20 protein-coding genes and 1 pseudogene are annotated in these 18,358 nt (G+C 50.1%); 3 read left to right on the top strand and 18 right to left on the bottom strand.

What is annotated here, in order from left to right:
- Positions 1-28: 28 nt before the first annotated feature.
- Positions 29-427, bottom strand: a complete 399-nt coding sequence (locus tag ACGHCT_RS02035; protein WP_390437892.1) for a cysteine-rich VLP domain-containing protein — start codon at positions 425-427, stop codon at positions 29-31.
- Between the two features lie 126 nt (positions 428-553).
- Between ACGHCT_RS02035 and ACGHCT_RS02040 the strand changes: the two genes are divergently transcribed.
- Both ACGHCT_RS02040 and ACGHCT_RS02045 read left to right on the top strand, forming a co-directional pair.
- Complete coding sequence (locus ACGHCT_RS02040) at positions 554-832, top strand: type II toxin-antitoxin system RelB/DinJ family antitoxin (protein WP_005924829.1); 279 nt, start codon at positions 554-556, stop codon at positions 830-832.
- Positions 829-1,119 carry a type II toxin-antitoxin system YafQ family toxin gene (locus tag ACGHCT_RS02045; RefSeq protein ID WP_186997563.1) on the top strand — a complete coding sequence of 97 codons (291 nt, stop codon included), beginning with the start codon at positions 829-831 and terminating at the stop codon, positions 1,117-1,119. The genes ACGHCT_RS02040 and ACGHCT_RS02045 overlap by 4 nt, the downstream gene beginning before the upstream one ends.
- Positions 1,120-1,226: 107 nt before the next feature.
- On the opposite strand, the gene mobQ is transcribed toward ACGHCT_RS02045, so the two are convergent.
- The 11 genes from mobQ to ACGHCT_RS02100 form a co-directional block, all read right to left on the bottom strand.
- The gene (gene mobQ / locus ACGHCT_RS02050) at positions 1,227-2,672 is read right to left on the bottom strand and encodes a MobQ family relaxase (RefSeq protein ID WP_390437896.1); all 1,446 of its coding nucleotides are present in this window, start codon (positions 2,670-2,672) and stop codon (positions 1,227-1,229) included.
- A gap of 187 nt (positions 2,673-2,859) precedes the next feature.
- Positions 2,860-3,150, bottom strand: a complete 291-nt coding sequence (locus tag ACGHCT_RS02055) for a DUF3847 domain-containing protein (protein WP_120152838.1) — start codon at positions 3,148-3,150, stop codon at positions 2,860-2,862.
- A gap of 28 nt (positions 3,151-3,178) precedes the next feature.
- Entirely contained in the window at positions 3,179-3,640 is a 462-nt protein-coding gene (locus ACGHCT_RS02060) for an RNA polymerase sigma factor (protein ID WP_007860238.1), read from the bottom strand.
- 10 nt (positions 3,641-3,650) lie between these two features.
- A complete protein-coding gene (locus ACGHCT_RS02065) occupies positions 3,651-4,103 on the bottom strand; it encodes an RNA polymerase subunit sigma-24 (RefSeq protein ID WP_390437899.1) in 453 nt (150 codons plus the stop codon).
- 103 nt (positions 4,104-4,206) lie between these two features.
- Positions 4,207-4,620 carry an RNA polymerase sigma factor gene (locus ACGHCT_RS02070; RefSeq protein ID WP_390437901.1) on the bottom strand — a complete coding sequence of 138 codons (414 nt, stop codon included), beginning with the start codon at positions 4,618-4,620 and terminating at the stop codon, positions 4,207-4,209.
- Positions 4,621-5,098: 478 nt separating this feature from the next.
- Entirely contained in the window at positions 5,099-5,470 is a 372-nt protein-coding gene (locus tag ACGHCT_RS02075; protein WP_117698128.1) for a metal-dependent transcriptional regulator, read from the bottom strand.
- Between the two features lie 11 nt (positions 5,471-5,481).
- Positions 5,482-7,218: an ABC transporter ATP-binding protein gene (locus ACGHCT_RS02080; protein WP_390437904.1), complete on the bottom strand. Its 1,737-nt coding sequence runs from the start codon at positions 7,216-7,218 to the stop codon at positions 5,482-5,484.
- 14 nt (positions 7,219-7,232) lie between these two features.
- Complete coding sequence (locus ACGHCT_RS02085) at positions 7,233-8,978, bottom strand: ABC transporter ATP-binding protein (RefSeq protein WP_004797309.1); 1,746 nt, start codon at positions 8,976-8,978, stop codon at positions 7,233-7,235.
- Positions 8,975-10,447 carry an ABC transporter ATP-binding protein gene (locus ACGHCT_RS02090; protein WP_117502738.1) on the bottom strand — a complete coding sequence of 491 codons (1,473 nt, stop codon included), beginning with the start codon at positions 10,445-10,447 and terminating at the stop codon, positions 8,975-8,977. The genes ACGHCT_RS02085 and ACGHCT_RS02090 overlap by 4 nt, the downstream gene beginning before the upstream one ends.
- Before the next feature lie 12 nt (positions 10,448-10,459).
- A complete protein-coding gene (locus tag ACGHCT_RS02095; RefSeq protein WP_117502739.1) occupies positions 10,460-11,200 on the bottom strand; it encodes an energy-coupling factor transporter transmembrane component T in 741 nt (246 codons plus the stop codon).
- Complete coding sequence (locus ACGHCT_RS02100) at positions 11,200-11,784, bottom strand: MptD family putative ECF transporter S component (RefSeq protein WP_390437907.1); 585 nt, start codon at positions 11,782-11,784, stop codon at positions 11,200-11,202. The genes ACGHCT_RS02095 and ACGHCT_RS02100 overlap by 1 nt, the downstream gene beginning before the upstream one ends.
- 202 nt (positions 11,785-11,986) lie before the next feature.
- Between ACGHCT_RS02100 and ACGHCT_RS02105 the strand changes: the two genes are divergently transcribed.
- Complete coding sequence (locus tag ACGHCT_RS02105; RefSeq protein WP_390437909.1) at positions 11,987-12,979, top strand: helix-turn-helix domain-containing protein; 993 nt, start codon at positions 11,987-11,989, stop codon at positions 12,977-12,979.
- Positions 12,980-13,039: 60 nt separating this feature from the next.
- On the opposite strand, the gene ACGHCT_RS02110 is transcribed toward ACGHCT_RS02105, so the two are convergent.
- From ACGHCT_RS02110 to ACGHCT_RS02135, 6 genes and pseudogenes are all read right to left on the bottom strand, one after another.
- A complete protein-coding gene (locus tag ACGHCT_RS02110) occupies positions 13,040-13,393 on the bottom strand; it encodes a TnpV protein (protein WP_117698124.1) in 354 nt (117 codons plus the stop codon).
- A gap of 26 nt (positions 13,394-13,419) precedes the next feature.
- Positions 13,420-15,300, bottom strand: a complete 1,881-nt coding sequence (locus ACGHCT_RS02115) for a recombinase family protein (RefSeq protein WP_118621118.1) — start codon at positions 15,298-15,300, stop codon at positions 13,420-13,422.
- 90 nt (positions 15,301-15,390) lie between these two features.
- Positions 15,391-16,359: pseudogene (locus ACGHCT_RS02120) on the bottom strand (type IV secretory system conjugative DNA transfer family protein); the annotation flags it as partial.
- Positions 16,356-16,832, bottom strand: coding sequence for a PcfB family protein (locus tag ACGHCT_RS02125; RefSeq protein WP_002569165.1), 477 nt, complete (start codon positions 16,830-16,832; stop codon positions 16,356-16,358). The gene ACGHCT_RS02125 and the pseudogene ACGHCT_RS02120, both read right to left, overlap by 4 nt.
- A 41-nt stretch (positions 16,833-16,873) precedes the next feature.
- Positions 16,874-17,095, bottom strand: coding sequence for a DUF5348 domain-containing protein (locus ACGHCT_RS02130; protein ID WP_002569164.1), 222 nt, complete (start codon positions 17,093-17,095; stop codon positions 16,874-16,876).
- Between the two features lie 23 nt (positions 17,096-17,118).
- Entirely contained in the window at positions 17,119-18,102 is a 984-nt protein-coding gene (locus ACGHCT_RS02135) for a DUF6017 domain-containing protein (RefSeq protein WP_002569163.1), read from the bottom strand.
- Positions 18,103-18,358 lie beyond the last annotated feature (256 nt).

Genomic DNA, 18,358 nt, shown 5'->3' on the forward strand with positions numbered 1-18,358 from the left:
CTTTGACACCCCCGAAAAAAGCCTTGATTTACAAGGGTTTTTCAGCCCCTAAAGCGTGACATTTCTCCCGTTGTTTCCGCTTGCGCTTTGCGGCGTTGATCCGCTTCATGCGTGCGGCACATTCCGGGCAGTATTTGGCCCGGTTGGAACCGGGGGTAAACAGCGCCCCACATACGGTGCATTTCTTTGCATTCAGCCGGTGGAACAGCGCCGTTTCCAGTTCCTTATCCTGCGGCAATACCGCCGCCCGAAACCACCTGCACAACAGGGAGTAGGAAATAGACTGGACACAGACACATTCCTCCCCATCGTCCAGGGCGATACAGTTTCCGTCGATGTAGTTACAGCACTCATGCACCAGCCTCCGCACTCTGCGGTACTGGCGGTAATCCATGACGGGGATAGGTTCAGACTTATTGTTCTTCATAAATGATTTCTTTCATAAAGTTGGTAACCTCCTTAAATGAATTTATTGTTAAATATTCGTGCAAAGTATTGTTTTCTTCGTGCAAATAGCATATACTATAATTGCCAGCAGAAAGGGGTTGATCGTATGGCTGGAAATACCACAAACATCAGTATCCGCATGGATGCAGATTTGAAAGCGCAGGCGGACGCACTGTTTACTGAACTTGGCATGAACCTGACTACGGCGTTTAACATCTTTGTGCGCCAGTCGCTTCGTGAAGGCGGCATTCCCTTTGAAGTAAGGCTGGAACAGCCGAACAAAGAAACGGTTGCTGCCATGCTGGAAGCGGAAAGGATTGCAAAAGACCCGTCTGTAAAGGGCTACAATGACCTTGACGAGTTATTTGCTGACCTGAAAAGATGAAAGAAACCAAATATACCGTCAAGTACACGACCAGTTTCAAAAAAGACTACAAACGAGCCATCAAGCGTGGCTTGAAGATCGAACTGCTGGAGCAGGTCGTAGCATTGCTGGCAATGGGCGAACCGCTGCCGGATAAGAACCGCGACCATGACCTGTCCGGCGATTGGGCAGGCCATCGGGAATGTCATATTCTCCCGGACTGGCTGCTTGTCTATCGCATAGAGGATGATATTCTGGTGCTGACGCTGGCCCGCACCGGCACACACAGCGACTTGTTCGGCAAATAAACAGTCTGCCGCCGTATGGGGAAACCTGTACGGCGGTTTTTCTGTATGCAAAGGTATGTCGTGAAACGCGACGCACTTGACAGGGGTACGCCAAAACGCGGTAGCCTTTACCGCTCCGGCCCACGGTCGTGAGACTTGTCCCGTTCCTGTCTGGACAGCTGCTCGGCGGTTTTGCGGAGCCGTTCCACTGCTTTCAAATCCTCCCGCATGGCTTTCATGGCAAGCGTGTCCGTCTGCTTTCCAGCGGCCAGCTGGTCAATTTCCAGCTGCCATGCCTTTGGGGTGATTGCCTCGCCGCTGTCTTTCAGTTCTTTCAGATACCGGGCCGCTGCGTCATACAGAATCAGTTCCCGGCTGTGGCGCTGTTCAAACTGTTCCCGTTTTTCCGGCTTTACTTTGGCAAGCTGCTTGTGGATGGACTTGTACTGGTTGTACTGTTCCCACATCTCCCCGCGTTCGGTAAGAATGGCGATCCGGCGCTCGGCCTTGACGATCTTTCCCCGCAGGTCATAGTAACGGCTGTTCATATCAGCGATTTTTTCATGAAGCTGCTGCATAGACTGGATGCCGTTTGCCTGCAAAAAGCTGAATAGTGCAGCGCTTTCCTGCAAAGCCCGGATTTTGCCGGTGCGGGTGTGGGGAGCGTTCAACTGCTGCTGGGCCTCCCACAAGGCGGTCAAGCTGCTTTGCTGCGTTTGTGGTTTTTCCGTTTCGGCTTTCGACCAGCGATAAAGACGGGTAATGCGGGCTTTAATTTCTTTCAGCAGTTTGTTGTCGGCGGCGATCTGCCGGTTTACTTCCCCCTTGTCGGTGCGGATACCGCGCTTTTCCATTTGGCTGGCAGCTGGCCCCAGATGGACAGAGGGGATTTTATCAATGCCCTGCCGCTTGTAGCTGCGGTGGTCAATGCGCTCCGGTCTACCGGCAGATTCCAGCGCCCGGTTGGTGCAGGCCGCCCACACCGCCCGCCAAATCTCCACATTTCCTTTATCGTTCCAGTCGGTTGTATCCACTCTGTGATTTTTCCAACCGCCTTTCCCATCCGGGATACGCTGTCCATTCTCGTCCAGATCGTATGCCTTGCGGCACTTTGCGCCCCACTGTCCATTTTCTTTCAAAGGCCGGAGCGTCAGCATGATATGGACATGAGGATTGCCTGTTCCCTTGTCATGGATAGCAAAGTCGGCGCACATTCCTTTGTCTACAAAGTTGTCCTTCACATAGGCACGCACAAGGGCAAGCTGCTGTTCACCGGACAGTTCACGGGGCAGAGCTGCTTCAATCTCGCGGGCAAGCTGGCTGTCCCTGGCTTTCTCGATTTGCTCCACGCTGTTCCAGAGGGTGGAGCGGTCTGCAAACTCTGGCGGGGCGTGGGCGGGCAGCATGATTTCCGCATGGACAACGCCGCCCTTCCGGGTGTAATCATGGGTCAGGCCGTCCCATTCATTCGTCAGTTTGGTTCCGCTTCGGTAGGCGGCTGCGGCAACAGCGGAACGGCCCTCGCTGCGCTTGATGATACTGACGGGAATATGGCAAAAATCTATGGGTGGCACCTCCTTTCGGCGGGGATATTTCAGGCTCCGTGGAGCCGAACAAACGCGAAGCGGGTGTTTGGCTGCGCGGGGCGCACAAGGGGTTTGGGGAGTGTAGCGCCCCATCGCGGACGAAGTACGCAACAGCCCCCGGCAGGGCGCACAGCACCGGCAACGGTGTATAAGTGCGCCCTTGTAAACAAGGGACTTATGGCGTGTCCCCGGATTGTGACAGGTTTGCAGTCAATTCCGCAGCCCCCGGAAGATGGGACAGGGCAATCAAAAATGCTTTAACCTCTGCGCCGGAAAGGTCGGGAGCCAGCGGGAAAATCCCCTCCAAAATGGCTCCGCGCTCAATCAGGCGGCGGGTGCGAACCCTGCGTTCTTCGTTCCGCTGCTTGTTCTCCAAAATCTTCTTTCGGTTTTCAAGCTGCCGAATCTCCTTCAGGACTTTCTCCCGTTCTTCTTTTTGGGGGTGGGCTGTAATTTTTTCGTTCATGTCAGGCACCTCTTTTCTTTGAAAATACTCATAGATTGACCGTCCATTTCTGTCGAGCAAAGTACCGGCGCAGCCTCCGCAGTGCGGCGTGGATGGATTTTCCCGCCTGTGCTGGCGTGATACCCTCCATTGCGGCAATATCTTTCACTTTCATACCCAGCATATAGCGGGCATGGACACGGCGAGCCTGCATAGGCGGCAGGGAAGAAATGGCTTCGTACAATCGCCGTATCAGTTCTTCGTATTCGGCTAATTCTTCTTTTTCTATCAGGTAGTCCTCCGGCGATGGCTGCGCCCAGCCGATGGCAGCATTTTCGATTCCATCGTTACAATCAAGGGAATAAAACGCCTTATACCGGAACATCTTGCGATCTCTGGCGGCCTCGGCTCTCTTGTCCAGAAGAAACGCTTCGACGATCTCATCGGACACCTCCACAAAAATGTCCTCTTTGCAAAATGGATAATATTGTTTGAGATTGATAGTCTGCATAGGCACGCCCTCACTCTGTTTGGAAAAGGCCATCATAGCAGCGGCGCATATTCCGCAGACCCCGGCGGATGGCAACGCTAACCTTGCTGCTGTGGACGCCCTCTATCCGAGAGATTTCCGGCTGCTTGATACCAGCAATGTAGTAGGCGTGAACACGGCGGGCCTGTGTCGGAGTGGCATGAGCCAGAGCCACCGGCAGAGCTGCAATCAGGTATAGGCGGGTGGTCATTTCTTCTCGTTCCAGCAAAATATCTTCCGGCGATCTGCTGTGTTCCAGTGCGTAATTTTCCAGCCAGCTGTATGCGTCCAGAGAGTAGTAGGCGCTGTGGTAGACTTTCCGACGCTCATAGTTCTCCATCTCCCGCTTGGCCTGATACATCGCTGCCCATACCTCGTCCGTAACATCCACAAACTCGTCATGCCGGTAGTGGGGATACATCCACCGCAGATTGATTGTTTTCATAGGCTTACCTCCTGAAAATCGGAGAGGCGGGCAACTCATCCGCTGTCCGCCCCTCGCTGAGATAAGGGAAATGATCCCTTTCACTTGGTAGCCAGAAAACAGGTCATTCGTTAAGCCTGTTCTCAAAGAAATTTATAAATTTTTTTCTGACCGCCTCCACACTTTGATACACAGCCACTTTGGAGCAGCCGCACAGCACACCGATCTCTGCAAGGCTCAGCCCGTCAAGCGCATAGAGCAGGAACCGGCGGCGCTGGGCCTCGGTACAGGTGTCCAGAACAGCCATCAGCTCATGCAGCGTTTCCATGCGGCAAAGGTATTCCTCCGGCATTTCGCCGTAGACCCCTACACCCTCGGTGGTAATGATGTACTCGTCAAACTCCCGGCCATCCCAATGCCGCCGCTGTTCATGGAACAGGTTCTCCGTTTTGTGATCGGCCCGGTCAAGAAATTCATAGACTTCCAGCGTAACCTCCACGGCCACAGCTTGTCCGTTATAATTGATGGTAACTTCCATCTGCCTTTCCTCCATTCAGATTTTTTTGGTAAATCTGAATGAGGCGGCGGGGCGCGGCTCCGGGGATAAAGTTCGGGCCATGCTGACCCGATGTTCCGGCTCCATAGGGACAAAAAAGCGCCCGGACAGCAAAAAGCTATTCGAGCGCAAAAACTCCAATATTCACTTACAGAATGACAATTTTCGCACCGGCTACCAGACGGGGCCTGTTCGTTGACTGGGCTTTTTTTGACGGTAGTGAAATATCGTCTGAATTTGTCGGCGGTCAATGTGCTTCATGGCGGTTCCCTCCTAAAGCCGCCGTGTCAGCGTGTAGTCGTCACTCCTTTGTCGAGGGCATAAGGAACGGCGGCCTTGATGTTACTCAAAACCGCCGCAGTACCCGGAAAATCCATTTTGGGCGCACAAAGCTGCCTGCCCTGCAACGGTTTTTTTCTTTCCCCGTCTTGCGGGGCAGGATCGCTTGGATTATTCGGTTTTAGTTTTGCTCTTGTTCGGCTACCTCTTTCAGCCGGTCAAAACTCTCATCGCTGATGATGTGTTCAATACGACAGGCATCGGCCTCCGCAGTTTTGGGGTCAACGCCTGCGGTGATAAGCTGCTCGGTAAAGAAGCAGTGACGCTCGTAGATTTTTTCGGCTACCTCGCGGCCCACATCGGTCAGATGGAGAAAGTGATCTTCGTCCATCATAAGAAAGCCGCCGTCCCGCAAGGTAGCCACTGCATGGCACACGCTGGGCTTTGATACCTCCATGTGCCGGGCCACATCTACGGAGCGCACCATACCGCGTTTCTTTTGGAGAACAAGGATGGTTTCCAGGTAGTCCTCCCCGGACGCATGAAGTTTCATCTGAACCTCCTTTACTGAGCCAGCTTCCAGCCGATGGCCTCCTGTCTGGCCGATACAAAATCGGCATACAGGCCCTTTTGCTGGATCAGCTCCGCATGAGTGCCGCGCTGGACGATATGAGCGTTGTCCAGTACAAGGATCTGATCGGCGTTGCGGACGGTTTTCAGACGGTGGGCAATCATGATGATGGTCTTGTCATGGGTCAATGCCTCGATAGCCCGCTGCAATTCATCCTCATTCTCCGGGTCAATGCTGCTTGTTGCCTCGTCCAAAATGATGATAGGTGCGTCCTTCAGCATAGCGCGGGCGATGGAAATCCGCTGTTTCTCGCCGCCGGACAAACTACCGCCTCCCTCGCCAATCACGGTGTCATAGCCATCCGGCAGGGCAGAAATAAAGTTATGGCAGCAAGCCTTTTTCGCCGCTTCAACCACTTGTTCATGGGTAGCATCCGGGCAGCCAAACTTGATATTGTTCTCAATCGTATCTGCAAAGAGGTATACGCTCTGGAACACCATCGAGATATTCTTCATCAGGCTGTCCAGCTTAAAATCCCGTACATCCGTACCGCCTATGGTAATCTTCCCGGCATTCACATCCCAAAAACGGGCAATCAGATTGCACATCGTTGTCTTTCCTGCCCCGGAAGGGCCGACAATGGCCGTAGTCGTTTTTTCGGGAATGGTAAAGCTGACCTGATCTAATATCTTGCGGTCTGCGTAGGAAAAATCCACCTTGTCAAACACGATCTCGCTGGACTTCGGCGTAATGTCAGCGCCTTTCTCGTCCATCACCGGCGTGTCATCAATGGAGTTTGCCGTATCCATCGAGGCCGCCAGCATTTGCAGCAAAGAGGCCATATTCCCGGCGTTCTCCAAATCGTTGAACACCATGAAAGAAGCAATCACCAAAATCAAGCCGTAGGCCAGCGACAGGGAGCCGTCCAGCCAGAACCAGACCGAGGCCAAAAGCAACAGGACGCTAAACACCCGGACAACGGCCTGTTTGATGGCGTCATAGGGAACACTGGCCTTTGTCAGTTTCAGGTTGTCCCGGCAGCTCGCCTTAATTGCACTGCCGATAGACTGCGTGCTGTCCCGTTCCAGTCCAAATGCTTTGACAATCCCCATCCCCTGAATGTACTCCAACACAGACTCCACAAGGGACTCCTGTGTGTGCTGGCGTACCCCGCTGAGCGCGGCAGATTTGCGAAGCGCCAGTTCCGCCGCCGCAAGGTAAATCAGGACACCGGCAGCGGCCACAAGACCGATCCGCCAGTCAAATACCAACAGGACGATGACGAGGGCAACCGAGTTGAAAAAACCGCCCAGCACTGACACCAGGACACGGGCTGCTGAGTTCTCTACATCGCCCAAAGTTGTTGTGACAATGGCGGTAATGTTCCCGATACTATTCTTGTTGAAGTAGCCCATCGGGATATAGCGCAGCCGATCTCCAATGTGGATACGCTTTTCCGCTACCATGCAATAGCCAGTTTCCGTTTGCTCCATCGTGGAAAAGTAGGTCGTGATGATACGCCCGATGAGGGATACCGCCATAATTCCCAACGAAATCCAGACAATGCTTCCGTCCCGGTTGTCAGATACCAGCGCACCGATCACTACAAAGAGGGCGGCAAACTGCATGGCTGAAAACAGCCCGGACAGAAACGCAAACAACAGGGATTTTTTCAAAAGCCCTTTTTTGCTGCCTGCAAAAGCAAAGATTTTTTTCAATGTTCCATACATCTGACAACACCCCCTTACATCTGGTCTTTCGCGCCGATATGCGCCTGCCACATATCCCGGTAGAGGGGGCAGGTTTCCAACAGTTTCTCATGCGTACCCTGTGCGTGGATGGTTCCATCCTTCACCACAACGATGTTATCTGCGCCAACAATGGTAGACAGCCGGTGTGCGATCACAATCAGGGTCTTGCCGACAGTTAAAGTGGAAATGGCTTTCTGCACCAGCGCCTCATTCTCTGGGTCGATATAGGCAGTTGCCTCGTCCAAAATGACAACCGGCGCATTTTTCAGCATGGCGCGGGCGATGGCAATCCGCTGGCGTTCACCGCCGGAAAGATGGGAACCGGCGCTGCCGACAACCGTATCATAGCCATTATCCAGCTTGCGGATAAAGGCGTCGCAGCCGCTTTGTTTGGCTGCCTGCTCCACCTCTGCGTCCGTGGCACTGGGGCTTCCCATGCGGATATTCTCCCGGATACTGCGGTTAAACAGGTAGTTGTCCTGAGATACATAGGAAATCTGGTCTGCAATTTCAGACAGCGGCATATCCTTCAGCTCATGGCCGCCGAGGGTAATGCTGCCGGATGTAACATCCCAATACCCGGCAATCAGCTTCGCCACCGTAGACTTGCCGGAGCCGGACGGCCCTACAAGGGCGGTCATGGTTCCGGGGTGGATGGCGAGATTCACATCATGCAAAACCTCTGTTGTCCCGTCATAGGAAAAAGACACAGACCTAAGAGAAATGCCGGTGTCTGCCAGCTTGACCGGCGCATCCTTATGGTTCAATTCTTCAGCGTTCAAAAGCTGGCTGATTTCTTCCACATTTGTCCCCAATACGGCCAAATCGTCCGTAAAGGTAAAGGCCGCGATAATCGGCCCAACAAGGCCCAGCGAGAAAATTACGATAGACAGGAAAGTGGAAAGTTCCAGGCTACCGGAGAGCCAGAACGCGAAGCCGCAGGGTAGCACACAGATCAACACCGAGGGCAAAATGGCGTTGTAGGCGCTCATGGTTTTCTGGTTTTCTCTCATCCAGTCCACATAGTAGTTGGCATTGTAGTTTACTGCGTCAGAATATTTTTTGTAGGAACCGGCGGATTGACTAAATGCTTTGACTACCTCAATCCCACCAATGTACTCTACAATGGCGTTTGCCATCTGCTTTCCCGCTTTAACCGCGCCCTCCCACTTAACGGGATAGTTCTTCATGCCAGCAGACATAACAGCAAGGCCCACCACCAGCGTGACAAGGGACAGGAGAGCCATGCGCCAGTCCATGACGAATAGATACACGACAATTACCAAAGGCACCAGCACATTTGCAGTCATTTCCGGGATCAGGTGCGCGAAGGTTGGCTCCATCCCTTCTACCCGGTCAACAATCGTCGTTTTATACTGACCGGACGGAGTATCTAAAATCGTCCCCATCGGGACGCGGGCCAGTTTTTCGGTAATATTCTCCCGGAGATCTCGCAGCGTGTAATAGGTCGCTGTGTGAGAAATTGTTGTGGAAAGATTTGAGAATATGACTTTTCCCAAATAACCGCAAAGCGCAATAACACAAGCTGCTGTATAGTGCGAAAAATTCTGATCCCCGGACAACATCAGCGTAACAATATGAGCTACACAGAAATAAGGCACCATCTGGCAGGCTACGCCTAATACCGCAAGGGCAATGCTGCCGATGAATTTCCAGTGATAGGGTTTGCCCCATCCCCATAAGATGCCTATGGGTGACTCCTTCTTTTCCTCCTTCATTTTACAGATACCCCCTTTATGAAATAGTTTCTGATTTTTTCAAGACCCGCCTCATCCATTTGGAATTGGTCAATGATGGAACCGTTCTCAAAATGGACAATATCCGTACAACAGTCTAATATCAACTCAAGATCATGAGTAATGACATACACGGTAATACCCGTGTCCCTGACTTGTCGCAGGACATTTGCAACCTCTTTCATGTGTTTATAATCAAGGCCGCTGGTCGGTTCATCAAAAAATAAAATAGAGCGTTTAGAAGCGATTGCCGAGGCAATCGCTACCCGCTGTTTTTGGCCGCCGGAAAGGGACATGGGATGTCTGTCCTTGAAGCCTGTCAAATCTAACTTGGCAAGGATTTCTTCTGCTTGTTCTTGATTTTCCTCCTCCATACTGATTAAAACTTCATCCAATACCGTTTCCGTAAAAAGCTGATGATTGACTTCCTGCATTACCATATAACAAGTATTTAACCTATCTTTAGGTCGATAAGTTCTGCCGTTCCAGATAACTTCACCACAACGCTTTTCCAAACCGCAGAAACATCGGGAAAAAGTGGATTTCCCGGCTCCATTATTCCCGATAATACCTACGATACGATTTGCAGGGATTTCACATTCACGAATGTGAAGTGTTTCTGATTCATTTTTGTATGCAAAGCAAAAGTTATGAAGTTCCATTTGTTCTCTGGCCGGCGGCAATGCTTTAGGCGGCAGCAAATCTTCAAGAATAAAGGTGCGTAGCCCTAAATTGACTCTCTGCTGCTCCGTCAGGCGCTCAAACTCTGCTGCGGAGTAATCCTTTTCCACTTTCCCGGCGGTAATATAAATAAAACGATCTGCAAGGCCGCGCAGATAGTAGAGTCGGTGTTCCGATACGATAACCGTTTTCCCTTGCGACTTCCAAAAGGCAAGCGTGGCTCTCAAATCAAGAATAGAAGAAGCGTCAAGATTGGATGATGGTTCATCCATGACAAGTACATCCGGTTCCATAATTGATGCACCGGCACAGGCGATTTTCTGTTTTTCTCCGCCGGAAAGATGGAAAATATTGCGCCCCATCAGTTTCTCTAAACGAAAATCCCGGACGGTTTTTTCTAATCGTTCCCGAATACTTTGCTCCGGCTGGCCGAGATTTTCACATCCGAATGTAATTTCACTGGTCGTATCTACATTAAAAAACTGAGAGCGTGGATTTTGAAATACGCTGCCAACAGTTTTCGCAGTATCATAAATGGGCTGCTCCGAAACTTTTGCCCCGTTCACCCACACTTCTCCGTTCATTTTTCCTTCATAGTAGTGCGGAATTAGGCCGTTAATTAGTCGGGTAATTGTCGTTTTCCCGCAGCCGCTTTCGCCACAAAGCACGATAAATTGGCCATCTTCTATGTTCAGGTTTATATCCTGAACCCCACTGGCACTCTCATTTTCTTCTCCATAAGAGAAGGTCACATGGTCGATCCGTATCACAGGCTCACCTCCTCAAAAAACAATTTGCTGCTGCAATAAAAATAAAACAAAACAGATGATACAGAACAAGATTGCAACCACATCTTGAAAATGAAAACCGATCTGACATACATTTGTGCGTCTAACGGGGGCACCCAGCCCCCGGGTCAACGCAGCAGCAGATAGTTCATCGCCAATCTTCACAACGGATACCATCAATGGAACAAGCCTGTATTCTATCATCAGAAAAGGATTTTTTCCGCCAAAATGGATGTTCCGCATTTTCATTGCGTCCCGGATTGCCTGATATTCTTCGCTGATTGTAGGGAAAAAGCGGAAAATCACAGACATAGGAATGACGATTTTTTCTGTAATGTGCATACGCTCCATTGCGCCGATAAATTCACTGACCGAAGTCGATGAAATCAAATAGGCTCCCGTCATGATGCCAGGTGCAAACCGTGTCATGATAGATGTAATCGCAAGCACAATAAAAGAAAGCAGGCCGCTCAATGTTGTAAGGGCTATCCGTTCTAACACAAAACAAGCCACATATAATAGCAAATACTTTCCTGCCGTTTTGAAACGACGCTCCGATAAAATCAACATAAAAGGCACAAGGCTTAAGCAGGGCTTGACAATATTCATAATCCCTTCGTTGCTGGTGCTGAACATCAGTGTCGTAATCGTCAACAATAGGACGAGCTTTGTGCGAGGGTCAAGCAATATTCCTTTTTTATTTTCGGTTGTTGCAGAGAATGATACCCCGTTCATTACGCAATTCCCGCTTTAGCAAAATGCTTTTTCAGAAGCGCCTTACCCAACAGACCGCCCAAAATTGCAAAGACAAAAATTCCGGCGATTACCAGAACAATGCTCCACATGGGCATGACAGCCATTACTCGATCAGCGTATTCCTCACCAAAGCTGGCCGCAAAACTGGCCCAGGAGTCCTCTACCATGAAATACATGGGAATGTATGTACCAACCATCCAAAGACTGAATACCGCATAACCAATCACGCTCTTTTTGGCACTTTTATAACCGCCAGATTTCAAGATCAAATCCCCCAGTAAGCCAAAGATCACACCCATTGGTACGCCCCAGAACCCCATGCCGGTCAAACCCATCAGCAAACCACTTAAAATTCCCATTATCGTAACCATGCCGAATTTTTTCACTCTTGTCAGGAACAGCATGAAAGGAATACCTGTAATCAAAGACCACAGGGCACCGAGGATTGGTAGAAAGATGGGTACAAACCCAATGGGGATGGCGACACAGCAGCCAATCACGAAGTAGAGAACGGTGAACAGACCCAGGTTAATCAGGTCCTTCGCTTGTAACTTGTTGCTCATAACGAATACCTCCATTCATTTCTCGGTTAGCACTTTCTAACCTCTTTATAAGATAGCACAGTTAGTTATGGCTCTCTACAACCAATCATCTTTTTGGCTCCAAACAGCAACGAGTTTTTTTGTTGACTGACTTCGTTTGCAATTCTATAATATAATTAAAATCCAAAGCAAAAAACAGGTAGTCGAATGACAGGAGCAGGAAATGAAGATTGATGATATTATAAGAAAATGTATTGAAATACCTGGGATTTCAATACAGCGTAGTGATTTTAGCACAGAGCTGCTCTTAAAGGAAAAAGAAGGGAAAGGCTCAATGACCTTTTTCCCTCTCTTTCCTGGAGTTACTATTGCTTATATCTTTGTAAATTCTCCGACTTGGACAGCACCGAATTTTCGTGAGGATAGCTCCATAGAAAAAGGCCCTTTGCTCTTAAACTACTGTGTAACTGGCCGTTGCGAAATTATCTTGAACAATGAAAACTTTGTATATGTGAAGGATGGAGAAATCTCTTTAACCGAGCGTTTTGCTCAAAAGCAATATGTATATCCGCGCCGCATTTATGAAGGGATGGAATTTTTTATTGATATTGATACACTGACGGCACAAAGCGTATGGGTACAAGGGGAATTTGATATTAACTTTCACAAAGTTGTTGATCGATTTTGCCCTGATGGTGCTACCTACATTTCACCTGCCACCTCCGAAGTCGAAGAAATATTAACAAAACTTTGGAGCCTATTTGATGTTTCAATTCCATTCTCGATTTCACAAATGAAAATATACACATTGGCACTGTTTTCTCTATTGCAAAGTCAAAATGACATTCCTCCATCGCAAGCCTGTACTTTCTTTACAGAAACACAAGTAGATATTGCAAAGAGGGTAGAAAAAATTATTACTTCCGATTTGCGTCAACATCATCCAGCTTGGGAATTGGCAGCACAGTTTTCTATCAGTGAAACCAGCTTAAAAAATTACTTTCGCGGTGTTTTCGGGCAAAATATATCCATTTATCTGCGAGAAGTCAGAATGAAGAAAGCAGCAGAATTACTTGCTACCACAAGACTCTCCGTAGCTGAAGTAGCAGAGCAAGTCGGTTATATGAACCAAAGCAAATTTGCATCGGTTTTCAAAAAACAGTTTGGACTATCGCCGCTGGAATATAGGCGTTCAAAGAATTTGGAAAACGGATAAGACTAAGGCCGGGATTTGCCGCTTGTCAGCAAAATCCCGGCCTTACTTATGCTTAAAATTTCATGCGTAAATCAATTCTTGAAAAATAACTTCCTCCGCCTGTGCTTTCAGCGTGTTCATCAGCCCCACCCAGCGCATGGGGTCACGGGCTTTCAGTTCCTCGGTGACGCCCGCCGCCTCCATCATGCGGGGCAGCATGGCGTCCATCCGCTCCCGCGCCGCCCAGTCAATCTCCAACAGGTGCGGGTACAGCTTTTCGCTCAAAATCAAGCTGCTGTAAAGGCCGGGCCGGTGTTCCTTCAGGTAGCGTTGCCGCATACGGCCATACTTGCCGATGGGGGCCTCCGGCTGCTCGGAAAGTTTCAGATCAGGGATGTAGTAATCTCCGCAGCGGGTGTAAGTCAATTCGCTCATGTTCATTCTCCTTTGCACTGTGATGGTTAAACTGTGGCACTGGCCGATACGGTGGCCTTGCGCGGCTCCTGCCTGGGTAACTGGCTGACGGTGGTAAAAATGCCCTTCTCCATGTCCTCGGCCCGGATTGTGGCCTTTGCTGCCTCCACCTGGGCCTTGCGTTTGGCGTTGTAGTGTTCTTCCCATTCCTTCTGCTTGCCGTTGGCCTTGCGGCGTAAGTAGTTCTGGTGAAGCCTGTCCTTGCGTTCCTCCTTCTTCCGCAGTTCTTCCTGTTCCTCCGGGGTTAAAGGAACCGGCTGTAAGGATGGTGGGATATAACGTCCTAAAAAATTGAAGTAGATTTCAATTTCCTGCGTGGTGTCCTGACTGCCTTTTCGGGCGCGTTCGTGGACAAGGATTTTCTCTACAAACTCGTTGAGCATGGTGTTTGTCAGCGTGTCAAAATTCTCATACTTATCAATCAGGGCTATAAATTTCTCCGCTGATTTCTGGCTTTGCTCGTAGCCGGTAACAGCCTTTTCCAGCTCCGCAATTTCAATCTCAAGTGCGTCCTGCTCTTTGGCATACTGTGCATCAAGCGCCCTATATCGTGCATCCGGCAGCTTGCCGAGGGCGTTGTCCTCATAGATTTTGCAAATCAGTTTTTCCAGTTCTCCGGCTCTCTTTTGGGCAGCAGCCAGACGCCTGCGCTTTTTCGATATATCGGCACTCTGTTGAGCAACCTGCGTCTCCTGAACAGTGTGAATAAATTCCGTCCGGTCATTTTTGGAATATTCAGCGATAGCCCGGAGCGTGTCGGAAACCAATGTCAGAACGGCACTCTCATTGATACGGTGTTGAGTGGAGCATCGTGTCCCACACGGAACTTTGGTATAATTGGAACAGGTATATTGAGAAACCCGCTTGCCATTGTTGGTGCGGTGGACATACATCTTGCCGCCACAATCGGCACAATAGAGCAAGCCTGTGAGGGGAGCCGCTTCGCCCCAGCCGTTTGGATAACGCCGTACATTGCTGCGGATTTTCTGCGCCAAATCAAAGGTCTGCTGGTCGATAATGGCTTCATGGGTATTCTCAAAGATCGTCCATTTGTCCTCAGAAACATAGTGGCTTTTCTTGTCCTTAAAGTGCTTGCGGGTCTTGAAATTGATGGTGTGCCCTAAATACTCTCGTTTTTTCAAGATATTCACGATGGTAGATGACCCCCATCCATAGGGGTCTTTGACCGGCTTTGAACGGTTCACCCCTTCGTTGAATCGGGCAAGGTGTACGACAGGAATTTCAATCCGGTCTGCGGACAACTTGCAAGCGATCTGATAAGGCCCATATCCCTCCAGCGTGAGGGAAAAGATACGGCGTACCACTTCGGCGGCTTCCTCATCTACCAGCCAATGTTCCCGATTTTCATCCCACAAGTAGCCGTAAATCACGGTGCCTGTCAGGTGCTTACCGCTCATGCCTTTTGACTTAAACACAGAGCGGATTTTCCGGCTGGTGTCGCGGGCGTAAAACTCATTCATGATATTACGGAAGGGCGTAAAATCATCGTCGCCTTTCAGACTGTCCACGCCATCGTTGATGGCAATTAACCGGACGCCGCGCTGCCGCAAAATCTCCATGACCTGGCCGACTTTCAGATAGTCACGCCCTAACCGGCTCATGTCCTTGATGACGATTGCCTCTACACGCCCTGCCTCCACTTCCTCCATCATCGCCAAAAATCCGGGGCGGTCAAAACGAGTGCCTGAGATACCATCATCGGTAAAGTGCGTAGGGTTGGGCAGCCCATTCCGGCGGGCAAAATCCTCTAACATCTGCTTTTGGTTGGATATGGAATTGCTCTCGCCCTGTAACTCATCGTCCCGGCTCAGCCGCTCGTACAGTGGGGTGATTTTTTCGTTTCTCATAGCTGTACCTCCTGAAACAAAAATGCTCTAAGTGATTGCTTCACTAACCATGACAAAATCATGATTAAGAAGTCACTTAGAGCATATATCACCCGCCGCCAGTTTGTATTTTTTGTACTGCTTGACTGCAAAATGTTCCGGGTCTTTTTCTTCCAGACGTTCAAACATGAGGTCAACCGGGTTCTGGAAATCCTCGTCGTCCTCGCGGGCTTCCGACGCATTTATCATTTCAAGCAGCGTCGTGAAGTTCTTCTCGTCCTCTGGGGCTTCATACCAGATATAGCCGATTAGTGCGGTGTAGTAGAGCTTTTCCGCTTTCACCCAGAAATCCTCGCCGGATTTTTCCCCGTCGCCTTTGGTGTTGGCGATAATGGTATTGACTAATTTCAAAATGTCCTTTTCGCTCCGCAGATAGGCAAAGGGATTGTATTTCATGGATTTTTTGAAGTTAATCGTATTTAGCACTTTGATACGGTATTTGTACCGCTGCAACATTTTCCCGGTTTCCAAAATCAGTGTTCCTTTCGGGTCAGTGACGATATACGACGTTGGAAAATCCTTTGACGTACATTGCATGAGCGACGGTTTCACAAAGAACCGGGTCTTGCCGCTGCCGGAACCGCCGATTACAAGAATATTTTTGTTTCTTGCGTATTTCGGCTGCTTCGGGCGGCTGTTCATGGTGAGCCGTTCCGTCTGCGTTAAGGGGATATTGTTCTCAAATACCGGGTCTGTGTACGGCTTTATGTCGTCAGCCCCGCCCCAACGCGCCGAACCGTATTCTGTCCCGCGGCGGTATTTCTTCGCGTTCTTGCCTTTGGTGTAGATAATCAGCCGGACAATGACCGCCCCCGCAATGCCGATAAGTAAGTCTGCCGGGTGGAAGCTCGGCGCGATACTGGAAAAGGCGGTGGTAAAACCGTCCCCAAGATGTAGCAGCTTTGCGCTTGCGTCCGCGCCGGGGGATAGACGGACAGCCGCGCCCACTTTATCAAAGAGCCAGACAAAGAGCAGATACGGGAGATTTAGGATAAGCAGCTTCTTGATTTCCGGCTTCATAGCGATACCTCCCTGTCCTTGTTCTTGACCTTTGCCCGTTCCGCGTTCTTGCCCTGTGCGGCTTCTTTGAGCGTAGAGAGCAGCTTTCGGATAGAGGGCTTTTTCTCCTGTGTCAGCTTCTTTGCGGAAAACTCCTTAAAGGCTGCGGTCAGCACGTCCGCGTCCCGCCCCTTGAAAAAAACCAGATAGCGGGGCGGGCTTTCCGTTGCGTCCTTTTTCAGCGCAAAGTCGATACCGTACTTTTTCGCCGTACTCTCAAAGGCTTTGATATTGCCCTCGGTAATCTCAATGTTGGAAACGCCCGCGTTCTGCTTCATAAGCTGCTTTAAGCTCTGCTTTCCCTGTGGCGGTTTTGCAAGCTGCTTTTTGCCCTTTGACAGTATGGCTTTCATTGCCTTTTGGAGCGTCTGGGCGGTCAGCTTCCCGGTCTTGATGTAAAGGGCTATGGTCTTTTCGTTTACTTCGTCCTGCAATTCCTCGCGTCCTCCTTTCGCGTTTCTTTATGGGGCGGCGGTCAGATACGCACCCGCAGCCCGTTCAAGTCCTCGGCTCTGATACCCACAAGATACCAGTTGTCGCCGTACTCAATCCGGGTCGGCTTCCACTTGCCCCGCACGAATACGTCAAAGCACTCACCGCAATGCAAGCCCCCGTAGTAGCTGTTTAAGTCAAAGCGAATGTCGTAACGGTCGGTGCGCTCGTCAAATACCAATGCTCCTGTCATTTTCTGTGCCATAATAAAATCCTCCTTTTGTTGTTTTACAGGCTTTCGCCCGGTTTGAATGAATAATAGTCCGGGTCGCCGTACTGCGGCTTCTTCGGTGACAGTGCGCCGCTTGCCATGTCATGGGCGACAAGGGAAGTGTAATAATTGCCGATAGTGGACGGGGCGTTGAAAAGGGCTGCTTTCAGATATTGCTTGATGTTGCGGATTTTCGTTGTGTTCTCCCGCATACAGTCAAGCACAAAGCGGATATGCTCGCCGTCCAGTTTCATAAACTTAGATTTCACAAGCTCTGCCGGGTAGTCGTCCCCCGCAATCCGTACCCGCTTTCTGGCGGTGCATACGGTTTCAAGCATGAGGTCTACAATCTCGTCCAGCCTGTCCCCGTCAAACTTCATGTCCTGTTTGAGAATGTGGTAGTCGATATTGTCCTTGATGATTTCCCGGTATATATCAACTGCGCTCTGTGCTGCCGCTTCCGTTCCTTTCCGTTCCGGCGGCGTAGCCGCTTCTCTGCAAGGAGAGGGGTTAGGGGAAAGGATAGGAATGGAATGGGTACTTGATAAATCTGTATTTGATTTTTCTTTTTTTGGTAAGTCAGTTCTTTGTATATCTTTATTTAATTGCGTTGGATTTTCCAACGTAGGTTTTTCCAATGTTGGTTTTTCCTGCGTTGGATTATCCAATGTTGGATTTTCCAATGTAGGTAAATCCGGCGTAGGCGGCTGCGGCTGCTCGAATATCACATAGTCCGCGCCCCGCAAGCGTCCTTTCTCGTCGCGCTCCCTTGACCGAACGATATACCCGGCGCGTTCAAGCTCCTTAATGGCTTCGCGGATAGCGTCTATCTTCTCCCGGTTGATAAGGGATAAGCCTTTCAAGGTGTAGTCCCAATCTTCGGGGAGTGACAGCATTTGCGACAACAGCCCTTTTGCCTTTAAGGAAAGCTCCTTGTTGCGTAGGTGGTGGTTGCTCATTACGGTGTAGCCCTTGTTCCGTTCCACTCTGAAAACTGCCATAGTAAATCACTCCTTTTGCTGTGGATTTGTTACGCAGTAGAAGCGCGGTTTCGGGGGATAAGGTATAAATCCCTTGCCGCGCCAGATACGCGCCCGCAAAATCGCTTGTAGCAAGGCTTTTTCTGCCCCTACTGCGTAACAAAGGGCATAAAAAAGCGGCGTTCCTGTTCTCCCATGTAGAGAGTAAGAAACGCCGCTTCTGCGTCGTATTCAGTTTTTAGTACAATACCCTGCTTGTCCGTCGCTCGAAAAACCT

This window comes from Lactonifactor longoviformis (genome assembly GCF_042848515.1).
Lineage (GTDB): Bacteria > Bacillota > Clostridia > Lachnospirales > Lachnospiraceae > Lactonifactor > Lactonifactor longoviformis.

Bases quoted from the DNA above. Each gene is read 5' to 3' on its own strand.
- ACGHCT_RS02035 (WP_390437892.1), bottom strand. From the start codon at position 427: ATGAAGAACAATAAGTCTGAACCTATCCCCGTCATGGATTACCGCCAG.
- ACGHCT_RS02040 (WP_005924829.1), top strand. From the start codon at position 554: ATGGCTGGAAATACCACAAACATCAGTATCCGCATGGATGCAGATTTG.
- ACGHCT_RS02045 (WP_186997563.1), top strand. From the start codon at position 829: ATGAAAGAAACCAAATATACCGTCAAGTACACGACCAGTTTCAAAAAA.
- ACGHCT_RS02055 (WP_120152838.1), bottom strand. From the start codon at position 3,150: ATGAACGAAAAAATTACAGCCCACCCCCAAAAAGAAGAACGGGAGAAA.
- ACGHCT_RS02060 (WP_007860238.1), bottom strand. From the start codon at position 3,640: ATGCAGACTATCAATCTCAAACAATATTATCCATTTTGCAAAGAGGAC.
- ACGHCT_RS02065 (WP_390437899.1), bottom strand. From the start codon at position 4,103: ATGAAAACAATCAATCTGCGGTGGATGTATCCCCACTACCGGCATGAC.
- ACGHCT_RS02070 (WP_390437901.1), bottom strand. From the start codon at position 4,620: ATGGAAGTTACCATCAATTATAACGGACAAGCTGTGGCCGTGGAGGTT.
- ACGHCT_RS02075 (WP_117698128.1), bottom strand. From the start codon at position 5,470: ATGAAACTTCATGCGTCCGGGGAGGACTACCTGGAAACCATCCTTGTT.
- ACGHCT_RS02080 (WP_390437904.1), bottom strand. From the start codon at position 7,218: ATGTATGGAACATTGAAAAAAATCTTTGCTTTTGCAGGCAGCAAAAAA.
- ACGHCT_RS02085 (WP_004797309.1), bottom strand. From the start codon at position 8,978: ATGAAGGAGGAAAAGAAGGAGTCACCCATAGGCATCTTATGGGGATGG.
- ACGHCT_RS02095 (WP_117502739.1), bottom strand. From the start codon at position 11,200: ATGAACGGGGTATCATTCTCTGCAACAACCGAAAATAAAAAAGGAATA.
- ACGHCT_RS02100 (WP_390437907.1), bottom strand. From the start codon at position 11,784: ATGAGCAACAAGTTACAAGCGAAGGACCTGATTAACCTGGGTCTGTTC.
- ACGHCT_RS02105 (WP_390437909.1), top strand. From the start codon at position 11,987: ATGAAGATTGATGATATTATAAGAAAATGTATTGAAATACCTGGGATT.
- ACGHCT_RS02110 (WP_117698124.1), bottom strand. From the start codon at position 13,393: ATGAGCGAATTGACTTACACCCGCTGCGGAGATTACTACATCCCTGAT.
- ACGHCT_RS02115 (WP_118621118.1), bottom strand. From the start codon at position 15,300: ATGAGAAACGAAAAAATCACCCCACTGTACGAGCGGCTGAGCCGGGAC.
- ACGHCT_RS02130 (WP_002569164.1), bottom strand. From the start codon at position 17,095: ATGGCACAGAAAATGACAGGAGCATTGGTATTTGACGAGCGCACCGAC.
- ACGHCT_RS02135 (WP_002569163.1), bottom strand. From the start codon at position 18,102: ATGGCAGTTTTCAGAGTGGAACGGAACAAGGGCTACACCGTAATGAGC.